General features: G+C 66.8%; 14 protein-coding genes. 9 read left to right on the top strand and 5 right to left on the bottom strand.

Annotated elements, in window-relative coordinates; all coding sequences use genetic code 11:
- Nucleotides 1-5: 5 nt before the first annotated feature.
- On the bottom strand, nt 6-962 hold the full coding sequence (locus HV681_RS01010; RefSeq protein ID WP_175121293.1) for a molecular chaperone DnaJ: 957 nt from the start codon (nt 960-962) through the stop codon (nt 6-8).
- A gap of 151 nt (nt 963-1,113) precedes the next feature.
- On the opposite strand from HV681_RS01010, the gene HV681_RS01005 reads away from it, so the two are divergent.
- From HV681_RS01005 to HV681_RS00975, 7 genes are all read left to right on the top strand, one after another.
- Entirely contained in the window at nt 1,114-2,301 is a 1,188-nt protein-coding gene (locus tag HV681_RS01005) for an efflux RND transporter periplasmic adaptor subunit (protein ID WP_175121292.1), read from the top strand.
- On the top strand, nt 2,298-5,378 hold the full coding sequence (locus tag HV681_RS01000; protein WP_175121291.1) for a multidrug efflux RND transporter permease subunit: 3,081 nt from the start codon (nt 2,298-2,300) through the stop codon (nt 5,376-5,378). Before HV681_RS01005 ends, HV681_RS01000 begins: the two co-directional genes overlap by 4 nt.
- Nucleotides 5,375-8,437, top strand: a complete 3,063-nt coding sequence (locus HV681_RS00995; protein ID WP_175121290.1) for an efflux RND transporter permease subunit — start codon at nt 5,375-5,377, stop codon at nt 8,435-8,437. The genes HV681_RS01000 and HV681_RS00995 overlap by 4 nt, the downstream gene beginning before the upstream one ends.
- Nucleotides 8,438-8,701: 264 nt before the next feature.
- Nucleotides 8,702-10,255, top strand: coding sequence for an efflux transporter outer membrane subunit (locus HV681_RS00990; protein WP_175121289.1), 1,554 nt, complete (start codon nt 8,702-8,704; stop codon nt 10,253-10,255).
- Nucleotides 10,256-10,439: 184 nt separating this feature from the next.
- Nucleotides 10,440-11,462 (top strand): HlyD family secretion protein, encoded by a 1,023-nt coding sequence (locus HV681_RS00985; protein ID WP_239212811.1) that lies wholly within the window; start codon nt 10,440-10,442, stop codon nt 11,460-11,462.
- Nucleotides 11,452-12,525, top strand: coding sequence for a DUF2955 domain-containing protein (locus HV681_RS00980; RefSeq protein WP_175121287.1), 1,074 nt, complete (start codon nt 11,452-11,454; stop codon nt 12,523-12,525). The genes HV681_RS00985 and HV681_RS00980 overlap by 11 nt, the downstream gene beginning before the upstream one ends.
- A 55-nt stretch (nt 12,526-12,580) precedes the next feature.
- Nucleotides 12,581-13,078, top strand: a complete 498-nt coding sequence (locus tag HV681_RS00975; RefSeq protein WP_175121286.1) for a transporter suffix domain-containing protein — start codon at nt 12,581-12,583, stop codon at nt 13,076-13,078.
- A 10-nt stretch (nt 13,079-13,088) separates the two neighbouring features.
- On the opposite strand, the gene HV681_RS00970 is transcribed toward HV681_RS00975, so the two are convergent.
- Entirely contained in the window at nt 13,089-14,015 is a 927-nt protein-coding gene (locus HV681_RS00970; RefSeq protein WP_175121285.1) for a LysR family transcriptional regulator, read from the bottom strand.
- A 113-nt stretch (nt 14,016-14,128) separates the two neighbouring features.
- On the opposite strand from HV681_RS00970, the gene HV681_RS00965 reads away from it, so the two are divergent.
- Both HV681_RS00965 and HV681_RS00960 read left to right on the top strand, forming a co-directional pair.
- Entirely contained in the window at nt 14,129-15,550 is a 1,422-nt protein-coding gene (locus HV681_RS00965; RefSeq protein ID WP_175121284.1) for a M20 family metallopeptidase, read from the top strand.
- Between the two features lie 17 nt (nt 15,551-15,567).
- Nucleotides 15,568-16,536 (top strand): Bug family tripartite tricarboxylate transporter substrate binding protein, encoded by a 969-nt coding sequence (locus HV681_RS00960; protein ID WP_175121283.1) that lies wholly within the window; start codon nt 15,568-15,570, stop codon nt 16,534-16,536.
- 49 nt (nt 16,537-16,585) lie between these two features.
- Here the strand turns inward: HV681_RS00960 and HV681_RS00955 are convergent, their stop codons facing one another.
- The 3 genes from HV681_RS00955 to HV681_RS00945 form a co-directional block, all read right to left on the bottom strand.
- Nucleotides 16,586-17,164, bottom strand: coding sequence for a lipid-binding SYLF domain-containing protein (locus HV681_RS00955; protein WP_175121282.1), 579 nt, complete (start codon nt 17,162-17,164; stop codon nt 16,586-16,588).
- 117 nt (nt 17,165-17,281) lie between these two features.
- Entirely contained in the window at nt 17,282-19,648 is a 2,367-nt protein-coding gene (locus HV681_RS00950) for a catalase (RefSeq protein ID WP_175121281.1), read from the bottom strand.
- A gap of 12 nt (nt 19,649-19,660) precedes the next feature.
- A complete protein-coding gene (locus HV681_RS00945) occupies nt 19,661-20,275 on the bottom strand; it encodes a hypothetical protein (protein WP_175121280.1) in 615 nt (204 codons plus the stop codon).
- Nucleotides 20,276-20,349: the final 74 nt, after the last annotated feature.

The following is a 20,349-nucleotide window of genomic DNA, read 5'->3' as shown; positions in this document are numbered from 1 at the left end:
ATGCGTCAGGACCGATCTTCGCGCCGCTCCATCGCGGCCACTTCCCGGCGCATCGCCTTGATCCACGCCTTGAGCAGGGATTCATCCGAGAACTGCATGATCTCGTGCTCCAGTTCCTGGATGTACTCCTGGATGTCCTTGATATCGTCGTCCAGTTCGCCCATTACCGTATCGGGATCGAACGTGGCGAACACGTCCAGTTCGTAGCGCAGCTTGAAGCCTTCTTCGGCGAACTGAAGCTGGCTCAGCACTTCGTCCAGCTCGAGGATCAGCGACGCGTTGACAGAGTCCAGCTCATCGTCGGGAATGTCGCGGTCTCCCAGCAGGTCGATCATCGATTCATCGTTGGCCGTGGACTGGGCCAGGCGCACCTGCTCGGCCTCTTGCAAGGCCTGCCACGCGACGTCGTTCGTCACGGCCGGAATCTTGACGACGCGCGCGTACTCCAGCAGTTCTTCCGCGTCCTCGTCGTCGTACTGGTCCTGGATGATCTGCAGCAACTGCATGGGCGACATCGAGGCCAGATCGGCAACGTCCAGATCCAGCGCATCGGCCAGCTCCTGGCCCGCGCTTTCCGTCAGTTCGGCCAGGTTGGCGTCGTAATCCGACCCGCGGTGCTTCTTGTAAAGCGTCTTGAGGCGCGCGGTGTCGCAACCGGCAGGCAGCTCGCTCTTGGTTGCCAGCACCAGCAGTTCTTCCGAAAACTCCGTGACCAGTTCGGAAACGAATTCGCGCTCGGCCTTGGACAGGCCCATTTCCTTGTACGCATGATCAAAGCACAGCACCAGCTTGTAACGAAGCTGGTTGAGCTTTTCTTCGAGGGGCCGCAGCGTCTCGGTGTATTTGCGCTGGTAATCGGCTTCGATCGACTGCCACTGCGCCAAGCGGTCGCGTTCGGACGCCAGCCGTTCCTGCAGGCGCTCGAACAATTCCCGCTGACTTTCGAAGGATTCTTTGCTCATGACCCACTCCTCTTGCAAACCGGGGTATTGAAAACAGCCGCCACTCTAAACGATACGCGCAAACCCTTCTTGAAAATCAGCGTCAATAACGCTAATCATTATTATTAATATAGAATCTCGGCTGTCCGCTATCCCTTGCCTGGCAGCCCTGATGTCCCTGCGCTTCCTTGCGGGCCCCACCCCCTCACGCAAACGCCTGAACCTGATCGCGGCAGCCCTGGCGCTGGCCCTGCTGATCGGTGCGGCGGTCTGGCTGGCGGGCAATAAAGGCCCGGCCGCCCCTCCTCCCCCCAACTATGGGAAGCTTCCCGTCGCAGTGAGCGTCGCCGCCGCGCGCACTGGCCCGCTGCAGCGGGACCTGCATGCGTTGGGCACCATCACGCCGCTGGCTCAGGTGACCGTGCGCAGCCAGGTCGATGGCCAGTTGGTGAGACTGCACTACACCGAAGGCCAGGCGGTCTCGCAGGGTCAGTTGCTTGCCGAAATAGACCCGCGCCCCTTCCAGGCTGCGCTGGCGTCCGCCGAAGGCGAGCTGGCGCAAACGCAGGCGCTGCTGGACAACGCCGAAGCGGATCTGCGCCGCTATCGGAAGCTGGCGCGGCAGGAGGCCGTGGCCGGGCAGCAGCTTGATACCGCCGAGGCGCAGGTGCGGATGTACACCGCGCAACGCCAGAAGAACCAGGCGCAGGTCGCCGACGCCCGCCGCCGGCTCAGTCTTACGCGTATCGTGGCGCCGCACGCCGGCCGCGTGGGCTTGCGGCGCGTGGATGCCGGCAACCACGTGCGCACGACAGACGCGGACGGGCTGACCACGCTGGTGCAGATGGCGCCCACGTCGGCCCTGTTCAGCATCTCGGAGACCCGCCTGGACATCCTGCGTCAGGCGCAGGCGAAGACGCCCGTGTTGCGCGTGCAGGCCTGGGACGCCGATGAGCGCCGCATTCTGGCCGAAGGCACGCTCGAGGCGCTGGACAACCGCATCCAGGCGGCCAGCGGCACGGTGCGGCTGCGCGCGCGCTTCGACAATGCCGACGAGTCGTTGTTTCCCAACCAGTTCGTGAACATCCGGCTGGCCGTCGTGCAGCAGGACGATGTCGTGACCATACCCACCGCCGCCGTGCAGTTCGGTTCTGAAGGATCGTTCGTCTTCGTCATCGGCGACGACAACCGCGCCACCCGCCGCGTGCTGGAACTGGGTCCGGCCAACGCGGGTCGCATCGTCGTGCTGGCGGGCCTGGCCGAGGACGAGCGCGTCGTGGTCGAGGGCGTGGATCGGCTGCATGACGGACGCGATGTGCAGATCGTGGAGCAGCACGATCAGGACAAGGAGCCCGCATGAGCCTGTCACGCCCCTTCATCCTGCGCCCGGTCGCCACATCTTTCCTGATGATCGCCCTGCTGCTGTCCGGCATCCTGGCGTGGCGCCTGCTGCCCGTGGCCGCATTGCCGCAGGTCGACTATCCCATCATCCAGGTCACCACGCAGTATCCGGGCGCCAGTCCCAACGTGACGGCGCGCGCGGTCACCGCACCGCTGGAGCGGCGCTTCGGACAGATACCGGGCTTAAAGCAGATGTCGTCCACCAGCGGCAGCGGCATCTCGGTCATCACGCTGCAGTTTGCGCTGGACGTGCCGCTGGGCGTGGCCGAACAAGAGGTGCAGGCAGCCATCAGCGCCAGCGATTCGCTCCTGCCGAACGATCTGCCCACCCCGCCCGTCTACCGCAAGGTCAACCCCGCGGACGTGCCGATCCTGACGCTGGCCGTCACGTCGGATTCCCTGCCGCTGCCCAAGGTCTACGATCTGGTGGATACGCGGATGACGCAGCGGCTGTCGCAGCTGTCGGGTGTGGGCATGGTCAGCCTGGCGGGCGGGCAGCGCCCCGCCGTGCGCGTGCAGGTCAACCCGATGGCGCTGGCCGCGCGCGGCCTGCAGTTGTCGGACGTGCAGGAGGCGATTGCCAAGGCCAACTCCAATCAGCCTAAAGGCAGCTTTGATGGCCCCGTGCGGTCCGTCATCATGGACGCCAATGATCAATTGCAGAGCGCTGAGGAATACCGCGACCTGATCGTCGCCTGGAAGAATGGTGCGCCGGTGCGGCTGGGTCAGATCGCGACAGTGGAGGACGGCGCCGAAGACCGCTATCTGGCCGCGTGGGTGGACAAGCAGCCCGCAGTGCTGGTGAATATCCAGCGCCAGCCGGGCGCCAACGTCATTGCGGTGGCGGACCAGGTCAAGGCGCTGCTGCCGCAACTGACGGCCAGCCTGCCCGCCGCCGTGCAGGTACGCATCCTGACCGATCGGACGGAGAGCATCCGCGCCTCGGTGCGCGGCGTGCAATGGGAGCTGGCCTTCGCCGTGGGACTGGTCGTCCTGGTGACCTTTCTGTTCCTGCGCAACCTGCCCGCTACGCTGATCCCCAGCCTGGCCGTCCCGCTGTCGCTGATCGGCACGTTCGGCTTCATGTACCTGGCCGGTTTCTCCACCAACAATCTGACGCTGATGGCGCTGACCATTGGCGCGGGCTTCGTGGTGGATGACGCCATCGTCATGCTGGAGAACATTGCGCGCTACCGCGAACAAGGCCACAGCCCGATGGCGGCCGCGCTCAAGGGCGCGGGGCAGATCGGCTTCACGCTGGTGTCGCTGACGCTGTCGCTGATCGCGGTGCTGATTCCGCTGCTGTTCATGGAAGACGTGGTGGGCCGGTTGTTCCGCGAGTTCGCCATTACGTTGGCCGTCGCCATCCTGATCTCGCTGGCGGTTTCGCTGACGCTGACGCCCATGATGTGCGCGCGCCTGCTGCCGGCGCACGAGCCGTCGCGCCCCGGGTTGCTGGACCGCCTGCAAGTGCACTACGCCGGCTGGCTGGACGTGACCCTGCGCCACCAGCGGGTGACGCTGCTGGCGATGGTGGCCACCGTGGGGCTGACCGGCCTGCTGTATCTGGCGGTGCCCAAGGGCTTCTTTCCAGCGCAGGACGGCGGCGTCCTGCAAGGCGTGACCCAATCCGCGCAGAGCACGTCGTTTGACGCCATGTCGCGTCGTCAGCAGGCCGTGGCGGAAAGCCTGCTGGCCGATCCCGACGTCGCCACCCTGTCGTCCTTCATCGGCATCGACGGCATGAACGCCACGCTGAACACGGGGCGTCTGCTGATCAATCTGAAGCCCTGGAACGAACGCAGCGCGCCGCTGGCGGACATCATGGCGCGGCTGGACACGCGGGCGCGCGAGGTGAACGGCATCTCGCTTTACCTGCAACCTGTGCAGGAACTGAACATCGAAGACCGCGTCAGCCGCGGCCAATATCAGTTCAGCCTGACTTCGCCCGACAGCGCCCTGCTGACGCGTTGGACCACCGCGCTGATGCAACAGCTGGCGCAGGCGCCCCAGCTTGCCGACGTGTCTTCCGACCTGCAGGGCGGCGGGCGCCAGGCCTATCTGGAAGTCTCGCGCGACGCCGCCGCGCGTCTGGGCGTCACGATGGACGACGTGGCCCAGGCCCTGTACAACGCATTCGGCCAGCGTCAGGTCGCCACGCTGTTCACGCAATCCAACCAGTACCGTGTAGTGCTGGAAGTGGACCGCACAATGGCGACCAGCCCTGAGGCGCTGGAACGCGTTCATCTGCAGACGGAAAACGGGCAGGCCATTCCGCTGTCCGCACTGGCCACGGTCAGTGAACGCGCCGCACCGCTGGCGGTGAATCACCTGTCGCAGTTCCCCGCCGTGAATCTGTCTTTCAACCTGCCGCCGGGCGGTTCGCTGGGCGAAGCCATCGCTGCCATCGAAGCGGCCAAGCAGGAAATCGGCATGCCCGAAAGCGTCGAGCTGCGGCTGCAAGGCGCGGCGTCGGCGTTCGAGGCGTCGCTGTCCAACACGTTGTGGCTGATGCTGGCCGCGGTGGTGACCATGTACCTGGTGCTGGGCATGCTGTACGAAAGCGCCATCCACCCGGTCACCATCCTGTCCACCCTGCCCTCGGCTACGGTCGGCGCGCTGCTGGCGCTGCTGATCACCGGCCGGCCGCTGGACCTGATTGCCGTGATCGGCATCATTCTGCTGATCGGGCTGGTCAAGAAGAACGGCATCATGATGGTCGACTTTGCGCTGGAGGCTGAGCGCACGCGCGGCCTTGACCCGCAAGCCGCCATCCGCGAGGCCGCGCTGCTGCGCCTGCGCCCCATCCTGATGACGACGCTGGCCGCACTATTTGGCGCGCTGCCGTTGATGCTGGCGACCGGCTCCGGCGCCGAACTGCGCCAGCCGCTGGGCTGGGTCATGGTTGGCGGGCTGCTGGTCAGCCAGGTGCTGACGCTGTTCACCACGCCGGCCGTGTACCTGTTCTTTCACCGGCTGGGCCACCGCCGCGCTGATGCCGCACCGGCGCCCAACGCCGAAGGCCCGGTGAAATGATCCGGGCGTTGCTGCACCGGCCGGTCGCCTGCATTTTTCTGGCGGTGGCGCTGACGCTGCTGGGCGCGGTGGCGTGGCGCCTGCTGCCGGTGGCGCCGTTGCCGCAGGTGGATTTTCCGACCATCGAAGTGCGCGCCGATCTGCCCGGCGCCAGCCCCGAAAGCATGGCCAGCACAGTCGCCGCGCCGCTGGAACGGGCGCTGGGCAGCATTGCGGGCGTCAGCTCGATGAGCTCGTCCAGCAACCAGGGTTCGACTCGCGTGCAGCTCCAGTTTGAACTGGATCGCAACATCGACGAGGCCGCCCGCGACGTGCAGGCCGCCATCAACGCCGCACGCGCCGAACTGCCCGCCGGCATGCCGGGCAATCCCAGCTATCGCAAGGTCAATCCGTCGCAGGCGCCCATCATGGCGTTGGCGCTCAGTTCCGCCACGCGGCCCGCTGGTCAGCTCTACGACCTGGGTTCAACCGTGCTGGCGCAGAAGCTTTCGCAGATCAGCGGCGTGGGCGAGGTGACGATGGGCGGCAGTTCACTGCCGGCCGTGCGGGTCCAGGTCAATCCCAACGCGCTGGCGCACTACGGCGTGGCGCTGGACGACGTGCGCGAGGCAATTTCGAACGCCGCTCCGATGGGCCCGCAAGGGCAGCTCGATTCGGCCGGCCAGCGCTGGGAGGTCAGCACCCCCGAGCAGCCGCGCCGCGCGCAGGACTACGACAGTCTCATCGTGCGCTACCAGGATGGCGCCGTGATCCGGCTGTCGCAGGTGGCGCGCGTCAGCGATTCGGTCGAAAACCGCTACAGCAGCGGCTTTCACAACCGCAATCTGGCGGTGGTGTTGACCATCAGCCGGCAGCCGGGCTCCAACATCATCGAAACCATCGACGCCATCAACCAGGCCCTCCCGGGCCTGCGCCAGTTGATGCCCGCCGACGTGGACCTGACCGTCGCACTGGACCGCTCGCCGGGCATCAAGGCGACGCTGCGCGAGGCGCACATCACCCTGGCGCTGGCCGCCGGGCTGGTCATCCTGGTGGTGTGGCTGTTTCTGGGCAATGCGCGTGCCGCCGCGATCCCCAGCGTGGCAATTCCGGTCTGCCTGATCGCCACCTTTGCCGTCATGTACGCGTGGGGCTTTTCGCTGAACAACCTGTCGCTCATGGCGCTGATCGTGGCCGCCGGGCTGGTGGTGGACGACGCCATCGTCGTGCTGGAAAACATCTCGCGCCATCTGGAGCGCGGCCTCACCCCAGTCAAGGCCGCGCTGCGCGGCGTGCGCGAGGTGGGCTTTACGCTGGTGGCCATGACCGTGGCGCTGAGCGTCGTGTTCGTGTCGATCCTGTTCATGGGCGGTCTGGTGGAGCGGCTGTTCCGCGAATTTTCGATCACGCTGGTGGCGGCCACCGTCATCTCGCTGGTCGTGTCGGTGGCCATCATTCCGGCACTGTGCGCGCGCTGGCTGCGGCCCGTCAGCCATGTTGCGGCCAAGCCCTCGCGGATGCAGGCGGTGTTTGCCCGCATCCACGACTGGTATGGCGTGTCGCTGGCGCGCGTGCTTGGCCACGCGCGCCTGACGTTGCTGCTGCTGGCCGGCGTCGTCGGGCTGAACGTCTACCTGTATGTCCAGGCGCCCAAGGGATTTTTGCCGGTGCAGGACACCGGCCAGCTCATGGGCTTCGTGCGCGGCGACGACGGGTTCTCGTTTCAGGTCATGCAGCCCAAGATCGACCAGTACCGGCAACTTGTCCTCAAGCACCCGGCCGTCGACGACGTCATCGGCTACAACGGCGGCGGCCTGGGCATCAGCAATTCGCTGTTCCTCATCCGCTTGAAACCCGCCGCCGAACGCGAGGCGTCGTCCACCGAGGTCATCAACTGGATGCGCACGAACGCGCCGGCGGTGCCGGGCGGTATGTTCTTCCTGAACGTGGACCAGGACCTGCGCATGCCCGGCGGCTTCGGCAATTCCGGCGACCATGAACTGGCCATCATGGCCAGCGACGTGCCGGCGCTGCGGGAATGGTCGCGCAAGATCTCCAAGGCGATGCAGGAGATCCCCGAGCTGCGCGATGTCGACGCGCAAGGCGACGGCGCGACGCAGCAGGTCGTGATCGACATCGACCGCAGCGCGGCGCAGCGGCTGGGCGTCGACATGGACACCATCAGCAGCGTACTGAGCAATTCGTTCAGCCAGCGGCAGGTCGCAACGCTGTACGACGCGATGAACCAGTACCGCGTCGTGCTGGAACTGGACCCGCGCTACACCGAAGACCCGGAAGTCCTGGAACAGGTGCACGTCGTGGCTGCCGATGGCAACCGCGTTCCGCTGACCGCATTTGCCACCTACGACAACGGGCTGGTCAACGACCGGGTGTTTCACGATGGCCTGTTTGCCGCGGTGTGGGTCGGATTCTCGCTGGCGCCCGGCGTGTCGCTGGAACAGGGATTGGCCGCCATCGACGCGGCAACGGCCAAGCTGATGGTGCCGTCCTACATCCAGACCCGCCTGGGCGGCGATGCGCGCAACTTCCAGCAGAGCCTGCAGGACCAGCCCTGGCTGATCCTGGGGGTCCTGGTCGCCATCTACCTGGTGCTGGGCATCCTGTACGAAAGCGCGCTGCATCCGCTGACCATCCTGTCCACGCTGCCGTCGGCCGGCGTCGGGGCGCTGCTGGCGCTGCGGCTGGCCGGTATCGAGTTCACGCTGATCGCGCTGCTGGGGCTGTTCCTGCTGGTGGGCATCGTCATGAAGAACGCCATCCTCATGATCGACTTCGCCCTGAGTCTGGAGCGGCGCGAGAACCTGACGCCCGAGCAGGCCATCCACCGCGCCGCCATGCTGCGCCTGCGGCCCATCGTCATGACCAACCTGGCGGGTCTTCTGGGCGCCCTGCCCTTGGTGCTTGGAATGGGCGAAGGGTCGGAATTGCGCCGCCCGCTGGGTGTCGCCATTGTGGGCGGGTTGATGATCAGCCAGTTCCTGACGCTGTATACGACGCCGATCGTGTATCTGGCGCTGGAGCGGTTGCGCCGCCTGGGCTGGCGCCGCCGCACCGCCTGACCGGCGCGGCCTGCCGGGCCGCCCCCCGTATCTTCCCGCTAGCCGGAAAATAAAAAGCTCAATAGAATCGGTTGGCACGCTGACGCAAACCGCCCGATCCGGTCCGGCGCTTTTTCGCGCCGCCGGGAACGCGACTGCTGCCCGCGATGCCGGCGCGACCACACAACACGTTGTCGCTGCCGAGCTTTCCGGCGTTCGCGGTGCGGGCACCATCGGGCCGTCACCGGGGACTTGCAGTTTGGCCTCTGACAGACCTGGTGCCCAATGTGGCCGATGACTTGTTTGAATCGACTGCTGCTGACCGGCGTGCTGTGCCTGGCCGGCTGCGTGCAGGTGGGGCCCGACTTCGAGCCTCAGCGTGTCGACTGGTCCAGCCAGTGGGACACGCCCGCGCTGCAACAGGCCACCTTGGACGCCTCGCAGCCGGACGCCCGGCAGTGGTGGCGTATCTTCGATGACCCCGTTCTTGAATCCCTGATCGCCCAGGCCGATGCGCACAATCCCGGCGTGCAGGTGGCCGGCCTGCAGATCATGGAGGCGCGCGCCCAGCTTGGCATTGCCCGCAGCGGGCTGTATCCGCAGTCGCAGGTCGTCGGCGCGGACGCGCTTTATCAGCATCGGTCATCGCGCTCCTCGGAAGGCAATCCGCGGCCCAGCAGCTTCTGGCAATACAGCGCCGGGTTCAGCATCGGCTGGGAACTGGACTTCTGGGGCCGTTTCAGCCGCGCCATCGAATCCGCCGATGCCGCCTACTTCGCGGCCGAGGCCAACCGCGAAGACGTGCTGGTGCTGCTGCACGCGCAGGTCGCCGAAAGCTATTACGCGCTGCGCACGGCCGAAGCCCGGCTGCGCATCGCCCGCGACAATGCGGCCATCCAGAAGCGCAGCTACGAGATCACCGAGCGCCTTTTCAAGAGCGGCGAGACCGACGAACTGGACCTGCAGCAGGCGCGCACGCAATACCTTGGCACGCTTAGCACCATTCCGGAGTTCGAAAGCCAGATCGCGCGCACCCGCAACGCGCTGGCGGTGCTGGTCGGCAAGCCGCCGGGCCCGATGCCGGAGCTGCCCGACCTGGCGACACGCGAGGCCGTGATTCCGCTAATCGACCGGGCGGTGCTGCAGGACGTGCCGGCCAACCTGCTGCTGCGGCGACCGGACATCCGTGCCGCCGAGCTGCGGATCGCGGCGCAGTCCGCGCAGGTGGGCGTGGCCAAGGCGGATCTTTACCCCTCGTTGACGCTGCTGGGCAGCATCGCCTGGACCGCCACGTCGCTGGCCGGCACGTCCGGTGGCGCAGCGCTGCTTGCAGGCCCCAGCCTGACCTGGAACGTGTTCGACCACGGCCGGATCACCAACACCGTGCGCCTGCAGGACGCGCGGCTGCAGCAGCTTATCGTCATCTACCAGGACGCCGTGCGCCAGGCCGCGCGCGAGGCCGACGACGCCGCCACGGGACTGGTCAAGGCGCTGGAACGCGACGGGATCCTCTACGACTCGGCGCTGGCGGCCAAGCGCTCGTTGACGCTGGCCACTGCGCTCTACCGCGAGGGCTATTCCGACTTTCAGCGGGTGCTGGATGCGCAGCGCGCGCTGGCAACGCAGCAGGACACCTATCTGGTGAACCGGGGCAATGCCGTGCGCGACCTGATCGCCCTGTACAAGGCAGTGGGCGGCGGCTGGTACAGCGATCAGCCGGTCATCGATCCGGCCACGCAAGAACAGATGCAGCGGCGCACCAATTGGGGCGACCTGCTGTCCGAGGCCGGGCGGCCCGCGCCGGCGCTTCCCAAGACCACGAGGCGATCCGATGACTAGTCCCAGGCCCGCGCCCCCGACGGCCAGCGCTGCGCCCGCGGCGAGCCCTGGCTCGCCTGCCCGCGATACGCCGGCACGCCCCGCGCCGTCCGAGCCGCCGCCACCGCCCGCACCGCCGGCCGCCCCGCCGCCCCCCGCGGATCCCGCCAAAAAGGGGGTCCGCTGGGTTCTCGTGGTCATCGTCATCAGCCTGGTCTGGTATCTGCTGGCGGACCGCTACACGCCGTACACGCAGCAGGCGCGGGTGGAGGCCTTCGTAGTGCCGGTGGCATCCGAAGTGGCGGGCCGGGTGACGCAGGTACATGTGCGCAACAACCAGGACGTGAAGTCGGGCGCCGTGCTGTTCGACATCGACCCGGAGCATTACCGGATTGCGCTCGACCGCGCCCGGGCGGATCTGGACGCCACGCGCCGGCAGATTGGCGCCAGCACCGCCGGCATCGATGCGGCGCAGGCGTCCCTGCGCGCGGCGCAAGCCAATGAAGTCCGCGCGCGCCAGGACAGCACCCGACTCGAGCGCCTGTACCGCGACGACCAGGGCACGATATCGCTGCGCCGGCTGGAGATTGCGCGGGCCAATCTGGCGCAGGCGGTCAGCCAGGTGGCGGCCGCACGTGCCGAGGTGCAGCGGGCGCGCGAACAGGAAGGCGGCAGCGAGGAAGACAACGCCAAGCTGCGCAGCGCCGCCGCCGCCGTGGAAAAGGCTGAACTGGACCTGGCCAACACGCAGGTGCGCGCCCCCGCTGCGGGCCTCGTCACCGACCTGCGGACCGACGCCGGCCAATTCGCCGCGGCGGGAAAGCCCGTGATGACGCTGATCGCCATTCACGACGTGTGGATCAACGCGGAAATGACCGAGAACAACCTGGGGCACGTCGACCCCGGCACGCCGGTCGCCATCATCCTGGACGCACTGCCCGGGCAGGTGTTCGAGGGCCGCGTGCGCAGCGTGGGCTATGGCGTGAACGTCGGCACGCCCACGCAGCCCGGCAGCCTCCCCACGGTGCAGAACAGCCGCGACTGGCTGCGGCCCGCCCAACGCTTCCCGGTCGCCATCGACCTCGATCCCGGACAGCTTCCGTCCCTGCGCGGCATCCGGGTGGGCGGCCAGGCCGAAGTCATGGCGTTTCCCAACCCCGGCAATCCGCTCAACCCCCTGGGCCGCCTGTACCTGCGGCTGATGAGCTGGCTGTCCTATGCCTACTGACACGCCCCCCGCCCGGCGCGACCCCCGCGGTCAGCGCGCCCTGCGCCTGGGCGTGGGGACGGCGCTGTGCCTGGCCATCAGCTTCGGGCTGGACATGCCGATCCCGATGATCGCGCCGGTGCTCGGGGTGTTCCTGCTGGCGCAGATGAACCGGCCGCTGTCGTTGAAAGCCGGCCTCGGCCTGGCCCTGGTGGCGATGTTCACCACGGGAAGCGGGCTGTTGCTGATTCCCCTGCTTCGCTACTACCCGGCCGGCGGGGTGCTGATCGTCGGCCTGTGCCTGTTCCTGGCGTTTCGCCACGGGCTGCGCGGCGGCAACAATCTGGTGTCGACGTTCCTGATCATCGGCCTGACCATGATTTCCGCGGCAGGCACCCTGGACTTCGGCCTGGCGGTGACGGTGATCGAGGCCCTGGTCAAAGCGCTGCTGCTGGCCGCCCTGGTGCTGGGGGTCTGCCACGCGCTGTTTCCCGAACCGCCCGGCCTGCCGGCGCCGCCGCCCCCGCCTGTTCTGCCGGCCGCCGAGGCAAGCCGCATGGCCCTGCGCGCGGCGCTGGTCGTGCTGCCGGCCTTTCTGCTGGCCATGACCGATCCGCTGGGCTACATGCCCATCATCCTGAAGGCAGTCAGCCTGGGCCGCCAAAGCTGCGTCACGGCGGCGCATGGCGCGGCGCGCGAGATCCTGGGATCGACGCTGCTGGCCGGCGTGCTTGCGGTGGGGTTCTGGATCGCCCTGCGGCCCTTTCCCAGCCTGTGGATGTACTTCCTGTGGATGCTGCTGTTCGGGCTGGTAATGGCCAGAAAGCTGTACCGGCTGAGTCCCACGCCGCATGCGCCCACTTTCTGGCTGAACACCCTGATCACGCTCATCATCCTGCTGGGCCAGTCGGTGCAGGACAGCGTGGCGGGCAAGGACGTCTACACCGCCTTCGCCGTGCGCATGGGGCTGTTCATCGCCGTCACCCTGTATGCCTGCCTGATGCTGCAGTTGCTTGAACCCCGGCCGCGTGCGCCCCGCAAGCCGGGCGTATTTTCCTCACGCCGCCGTATTTCCGGAACTTGATTCACCTGCCTTGAATCCCCTCGCCTCAAATTCCACCCCTCGCAAGGAGACCGCCATGAGTGTCCAAGACATGCCAACCCAACCCGCGCCGGCAATGGGCTGGCGCTTCAAGTGCGGAATCGGAATTTTCATCCTGGCCTTCGCGCTCTGGTTCCTGATTCCCATCGGCGCCGCGATGGACATCCCCGGATCGCGCATCGCGGCACTGACCGGCGCCATCTTCATCGCCAACAAGGTGCTGCTCATCACCTGCATCGCCGTCATGGGCAAAGAGGGATTCCAGCAACTCAAGGCCATCATCGGCGGTCACGCGAAGAAACTGGCGCCCGTGCAGAAGGTCGGCCCCGTGCGCCACGCCATCGGCATGGTGATGTTCATCCTGCCGCTGCTCACATCGATGCTGGAACCCTATGTCGACCAGATCTGGCCCGGTTTCCGGCCGCGGCTGTGGCAGGCGCAACTGCTGGGCGACGTCATGCTGGTGGCCAGCTTCTTCGTGTTGGGCGGCGATTTCTGGAACAAGCTGCGCGCACTGTTCGTGCGGTCGGTCTAGGCAACGGCCATTACGCGGCGCCCTTCTCCAGATCCGGCGCGCGCGGCGCCGCGGTGAGCCGCGCCGCCATGAATTCCAGAAACTCCTTGGCCAGCGGCGGCAAGGTGCGCCCTTGCAGCGTCACGGCCTGGATGCTGCGCTGGCGCATTTCCGGGTTGCTGAACGGCACTGCGGCCAGCGCGGTGCCCTGCGGATCCCCCATCAAGGTCAGGTAACCCGTCAGCGCCACGATCCGGCTGCCCGGCAGCATGGGCAGGAAGGCCGCCGAATTGTTGGACACGTAGGCCGGCTCGATGTGCAAGCCGGCATTGGCGCAGGCGGTATCGAAAAGCTGCCGCACGGTCGTGCCCTTGTCGCCAACCGATACCGGCACGTCGGCCAGGTCACGCAGGCTGATCGCACGGCGCGCGGCAAGCGGATGCTGCCGGCACATCACCGCGTAAACCGGCGCGCGCGTCAGCAGTTCGGTCTTCAAGCGATCGTCCTGCGCCACCGTGTAGTGCAGCGCGATCTGCGACATTCCCTCGAGAATCCGGCGAATCACCTCCTCCGGCCGGTCCACCTGAAGATGAAAACGCGTCTCGGGCCGGACCTGCTTGAAGTCGGCCATGCATAGCGGCAGGAATCGGTGCGCGAATCCCTCGCTACAGGCCAGCCGGATCGTGACGTCGCCTAGCGCGCTCCGCCGCCGGATCTCCTTGGTGACGCGTTCGGCCTCCAGCGCGGCCGCCCGGGCGTATGCCGCGAGCTGAAGCCCGGCCTCGCTGAGCGCCATGCCGCGCGCCTGGCGTTCGAACAGTACGATGCCCAGGCTGTCTTCCAGCTTGGCGATCTGCCGGCTGACGGCGGATGCCGCCACGTGCAGGCTGGCCGCCGCGCCTGCGATCGAACCGCAGCGCGCGACTTCCAGGAAATATCTGAGACCGAGGGAGATCATGGATGGCTCCTGGATGAGATGCCTTTATGGCAACGCTAAGGTGCGAAATATCTAATTGTGGCACGCGTAGAACCGTAATACTTTTGTTTTTCCGTACTGCCCCGAGAACCGCCATGACCCGCGAACAAGCCATTCTCCACGCGACAGAAGCGTATGACAGCGGCGTCCTTCAGGACACCCTCGCGCGCCGCATCGCGTACACCACCGAAAGCGAAGTCTCCACCCAGGGCCCGGCGCAGCATGCCTACCTGTCGATCGAACTGGTCCCGCGCCTGTCGGCACTGGGCTTTTCCTGTGAAGTGCATCGCAACCCTGCCGGGGTGGACCTGCCGATCCTGGTCGCACGCCGCATCGAAGCGGCCGAGTTGCCGACCGTCCTCATGTACGGTCACGGCGACGTGGTGCGAGGCAACGCCGCCAAATGGGACGCCGGCCGGGACCCCTGGCGCCTGCAGGTCGAAGGCGACCGCTGGTACGGGCGCGGCACGGCCGACAACAAGGGCCAGCACTCCATCAACCTTGAAGCGCTGTCGCGCGTCATCGCCGTCCGCGGCGGCGTGCTGGGGTTCAATACGATCTGGCTCATCGAAACCGGCGAAGAAGCGGGCTCGCCCGGCCTGGCTGCGTTCTGCAAGACGCACCGCAATCTTCTGGCCGCCGACGTCTTCATCGCCAGCGACGGGCCGCGCCTGAACGCCGCGCGGCCCACGCTGTTCATGGGCTCGCGCGGCGCGGTCAATTTCGAACTCAAGGTACGGGCTCGGGAACGCGGCTACCATTCCGGCAACTGGGGCGGACTGCTTTCCAACCCGGCCATCCGGCTGACGCATGCGATCAGTTCGCTGGTGGACGCGAACGGCCGCATCGCCGTGCCGGGATTACGCCCCCCGCCCATCCCCGCTGCGGTCGCCTTGGCGCTGGCAGACCTGGAAGTCGGTGGTGGCGACGACGATCCGGACATCAACGACTGGTGGGGCGAACCCGGCTTGACCTCGCCGGAAAAGGTATTCGGCTGGAACAGTCTCGACGTCCTGACATTCGGCGCCGGCGACCCCGCCAAGCCCGTGAACGCCATTCCTCCGGAAGCGTCGGCCTGGTGCCAGTTGCGCTTCGTGGTCGGCACCGACTGGCGTGCCCTGCAGGAACACGTGGTCGAACACCTGCATCAGGGCGGTTTCGACGACGTCGAGGTTCGTGTCGGCATGCAGGCGGGCGCGACGCGCCTGTCGCCCGACACCCCGTGGGTGCGCTGGGCCGCCGCCTCGCTGGAGCGCACCACCGGCAAACGGCCGGCCCTCTTGCCCAACCTGGGCGGCTCCCTGCCCAACGACATTTTTGCCGACCAACTTGGCCTTCCCACCCTGTGGGTGCCTCACTCCTATCCCGCTTGCGCGCAGCACGCGCCCAATGAACACCTGCTGGGCAGCGTCGCCCGGGAAGGCCTGGCCATCATGGCTGGCCTTTTCTGGGACCTCGGCACCCAGGGCGCCGACTTGCTCGAACAAGCCTGCTCCCAATCGTCCACCTACGCCTGATCCGACCGAGCCCCATCATGACCGCCAGACTTCGCACCGCCCTGTTGGCGTTGACACTTGCCGCCGCGAATGCCCACGCCGCGTATCCGGACCAAGCCATCAAGATCGTCGTCCCGTTCACGCCGGGCGGCGCCACCGACGCGGTGGCGCGCCTGCTCGCCACCAAGTTGACGGGCAAGCTGGGTCAGCCCGTCATCGTCGAGAACCGCCCCGGCGCCTCCACGCTTATCGGCGCCGAGGCCGTCGCCCGCGCAGCGCCCGACGGCTACACGCTCATGCTGTCGGGCAGCACCACGTACAGCGTCCTGCCCGCACTCAAACCGTCGCTGCCCTACGATCCCGTACGCAGCTTCGAGCACATCGGCATCGTCGCCATGGCGCCCGTCGTGCTGCTGGCGCAAAACGCGCTGCCCGCGGCGACGCCACAACAGGCGGCCGAGCTCGCCCGACAGGAAAGCGCCAAAGGCGGACTGATGTACGGCACGTTTGGCTCCGGGTCCGCCCCCCACCTCACCGGCGAGATGTTCGCGCAGGCTGCCGGCGCCAAGATGACGCCGGTGCCGTACAAGGGCAGCGCGCAACTCATGACCGCGCTGATCGGCGGCGAGATCGCGCTGGCCGTCGATACGGTTTCGGCGTCCGCCGCCCACGTGCGCGCCGGCAAGATCCGCGCACTGGCCGTCACCGGCGAGCAACGCATGCCGCAATTGCCGGACGTGCCGACCTTCGCCGAAGCGGGCATGCCGGAGGTATCGTTCGTCGGCTGGTACGGATTGGTCGCGCCGGCGAACACGCCGACTCCGGTCATGCACACCTTGAACCGGGTAATGGCGGAAATCATGCAGGACACTCAGGTGCGCAAGCGCGTATCGGAACTGTCACTGAATCCGGTCTTCCTGCCAGGTCAGGCTTTCCGCGAGCAGATTGCGATAGAAATCGCCACTTTCAGCGCCATCGCCCAGCGTGCCGGCATAACGCTGGAATGACGGCCGGCGGGACGCCAACCGGGGTCCCGCCCCCATTTCTGCAAATGACTCAGTTCGGATCCATGCGGCTGATCTTCGATCCTTGCAGACCCATCCCCGCCATCAGGCCCTGCTCGCCAAACGGCACCGCGTACACGTCTTGCGTCAAGGTGGTGGTCGAGATGCTGGCGGCGTAGCCCTGATCCACCACGACCAGGCTGGGCCCCGCCCCCAGACTCCACCCGTCGCTCTGATCCAGGTACGCCAGCGCCGGCTCATTCATGAAGAACAGCGCGTACGAAAACTGCTGCGCGCCGGCCTGGAACCCGAAAGACAGTGCAGATATCGAATAAAACCCTTCGACCTGGCCGCGGCGGATCAATGCGCCCGAGCCGCGCTCGCCGCCGACCAGGAAGCCGCCCTTGATGATGTCGGGAAACACCAGCACCGCGACAGCCTGCTTGCCCAGTTCACGCATGCGCGGATCCTGGGAGTAAAGCTGCTCCAGCGCCGCCATCGCGTCGGCGCCGATCTCCGCCGCCGACGCGGCCCGCGCGGACGGTGAGACGCTGACCAGGGCGGAAAAAGTCAAAAGGCTGGCGCAGAGCCAGCCAAGGAACTTCACAGGCAACACGGACGCGCGATTCATACGGCCTCCCCGGTTAAGAAGGACGCGCGCCGATTGCGCGCGTCCGACCTGCCGGCTCAGTATTCGCAGCCGCCCCGCACGTGTCAATGATCCGTTCTTACCCGTGCGGGCGCGTCCTCATACCTTCGGTGGCGTGGTCTCCCGCTCCGGATGGCGGTGTTTGCCCAGCGCCGCGATGAACGCCTGCGGATCTTCCCCGCCCAGCAGCAGACCGCCATCGTTCGGATCGGGATCGATGCCTGCGGCCGCGTAGACCTGCACGCCATCACCAATACCCATCAGCGTCTTGCCGTGCCGGTAGGCATCACGCAGGAACTCAAGCGCCCGACCGTCGGCAGCCAGAAGCGCCGCGGCATCCGCGCCGCCCGCCACCACCGCCCCGTCGAACACGCCGGACGGATGGTTGTCCAGCGACGCATCCGCATCGAACGCGCCGCCGTCGGCGGTCTGGACGGGACCAATGCGCTGACCCACCAGCCGCACGACGGCGCCCGCCTGAATCAGCGCGTCGGCCACCGCGGATACGGATTTGCCATCCACGCCTTCAGCCACCAGGATCGCGACCTTGCGCGTGGCTACGCTGCCGTCGCCCGGCCGCGCGGTCAGGGACAGCGAGGGCGACACCTGCACTTCGGGCTTGGGCGGATTCTTTATGGCGCGCGGCAACGGGTCCGGCAGCGCCATGCCGAGCTGATCGGCCACCCCTTGGGCCAACTCGTCGGACACGTTGCGCAGGGACGCCACCATGCGCTGGCGGATCTGCGGCACGGTCACCTTGCTGAGCTCGAACGCGAAGGCATCGACGATGTGCTTGCGCTCCCAGGCGGTCTGGCTGTCGTAGAACAGCGTGGCCTGGTTGTAGTGCTCGGCAAACTTTTCGGGATGCCCGCGCAATTCATCGCTCGTCACCGGTTCCGGGAACGACACGAAGCCGTCCATGCCCGCCTGGAACGGACAACCGCCGGCCAGCGAATTGGGCTCATAGGCCACCCGGCCGCGATGGATGGCCTGACGATGCATGCCGTCGCGCTGGTTGTTGTGCACCGGCGCCAGCGGCGCGTTGATGGGAATCTCGTGGAAGTTCGGGCCGCCCAAACGCGAGATCTGCGTGTCGACGTAGGAATGGATGCGGCCAGCCAGCAGAGGGTCATTCGTGAAGTCCACGCCGGGCACCACGTGCGCGGCGCAGAACGCCACCTGCTCGGTCTCGGCAAAGAAGTTGTCGGGGTTGCGGTCCAGCACCATGCGGCCAATCGGCACGACCGGCACCAGTTCCTCGGGCACGATCTTGGTGGCGTCCAGCACGTCGAAGCTGAACCCTTCGGCCTGATCCTCGGTGAAGACCTGCACGCCCAGTTCCCATTCGGGGCCATGGCCCGCGTCGATCGCTTCCCACAGATCGCGCCGGTGGTAGTCCGGGTCCGCGCCCGACACCTTGACCGCCTCGTTCCATACCTGCGAATGCGTGCCCAGGATCGGGTTCCAGTGGAATTTCACCAGCCGCGATTCGCCCTGCGCGTTGACGAAGCGGAACGTGTGCACGCCAAAGCCCTGCATCATCCGGTAGCTGCGCGGAATGGCGCGGTCCGACATCGCCCACATCAGCATGTGCGTCGATTCGGGCATGAGCGACACGAAGTCCCAGAAGGTGTCGTGCGCGGAAGCCGCCTGCGGCATGCCATGGTGCGGCTCGGGCTTGACCGCGTGAACCAGGTCCGGGAACTTCATTGCGTCCTGGATGAAGAACACCGGCATGTTGTTTCCGACCAGATCCCAGTTGCCCTCATCCGTGTAGAACTTCACGGCAAAGCCGCGCACGTCGCGCGCCGTATCCTTGGACCCGCGCTCGCCAGCCACGGTCGAAAAGCGCACGAAGACCGGGGTCCGCTTGCCGGCCTCGGCAAACAGCGACGCAGCGGTCAGGTCCGTCAGCGGCTTGTAGCACTCGAAGTAGCCGTGGGCAGCCGAGCCGCGCGCGTGCACGATACGCTCGGGGATGCGCTCGTGGTCGAAATGCGTGATCTTTTCACGCAGGATGAAGTCCTTCAGCAGCGCCGGACCGCGCAGCCCTGCTTTCAGCGAGTGCTGGTTGTCGCTGATGCGCACGCCCTGGTTGGTGGTCAGGGCTTGGCCGCCGCCGTCCGCGCGCACACGGGGCAACGTACCGTCATTCTGGTTCACGCCCGGCGTGGCGGCGTCGCCCGTCTTGTCCGAGACTTCCTTCTCGGACAGCGAGCTTGCGCCCACGGCGGGGTCCACCGTGCCCACGTGTGCGCCAGCGTAGGGACAGCGCGCGGCCTGCTCGCCGTACTCCGCTTCCTTGTTGGCGTTATGGGGGATGGCGCCTGTGGTGGCGCCCACGGCAGCCGCGCGCTGGAGCGCGGGGTGGGTCGGCTTGCCGGCGGGACCGGTGGCCGGACCGCTGTCGGTATGCATGTAGGCGGTGTCGAGCGCGCCGCCCTTTGCTGGCTTCTTGCTTGCCATGATTTTTTCTCCTTAATGGGTCAGCATCGTTTCGCGCGCCTGCTCGGCACGGGATGCACCAATGGCGGTTTCAACCTTCTTTACCTCTTCGGGCGGCGGCAGCACGGCCGGGAATCCCAGCGACTCGATCCACAACTCGCGCGACCAACCTTGCGTGTGATACAGGTGATGGTCCTCATCGGTGGCCACGGCGTCATAGGCCCGCTTCAGGATCTTGGCTTCTTCGCCCGATTGCTGCTCGGCAATCAGCCCGATCAGCGACCAGTTGGCGTGGTCCTTGGTCTCTGCCAGCACGACGCATTCGGTCGCCACCAGCTGAGCCGCGGCCGGGTCGCCGGCGTTGATGGCCATCTTCATCGCCCGCACCAGCGATTCGCCCAGGTGACGCACCACGTCGCGGCCCGGCGACTTGGCCTGCGGGTCCAGCTTCAGTTGTTCGAACACCGTCAGCAACACACGGCGATGGGTGCGGGTTTCTTCCAGATAGCCCAGCCATTCTTTCTTCAGGTCTTCATTGATGGCACAGCTGACCGCAGTCTCGTAAATGGCAAGGCCGCCGATCTCGGTTTCCAGCGCCTGGTACAGCAGCTCCTTGATCTGGCGGGCGTTTCCGGCTTTGCGTTTCATGGTTGGGCTCCTTGTCGTAGGTCATCAACGATGCGCACGGCGGGCGATCGCTTCCGATGGAGGCGCGAACACAG

Origin of the sequence: Achromobacter animicus (genome assembly GCF_902859585.1) — a bacterium.
Taxonomy (GTDB): domain Bacteria; phylum Pseudomonadota; class Gammaproteobacteria; order Burkholderiales; family Burkholderiaceae_B; genus Achromobacter; species Achromobacter animicus.
This window is presented reverse-complemented; position numbering and strand designations above follow the sequence as displayed.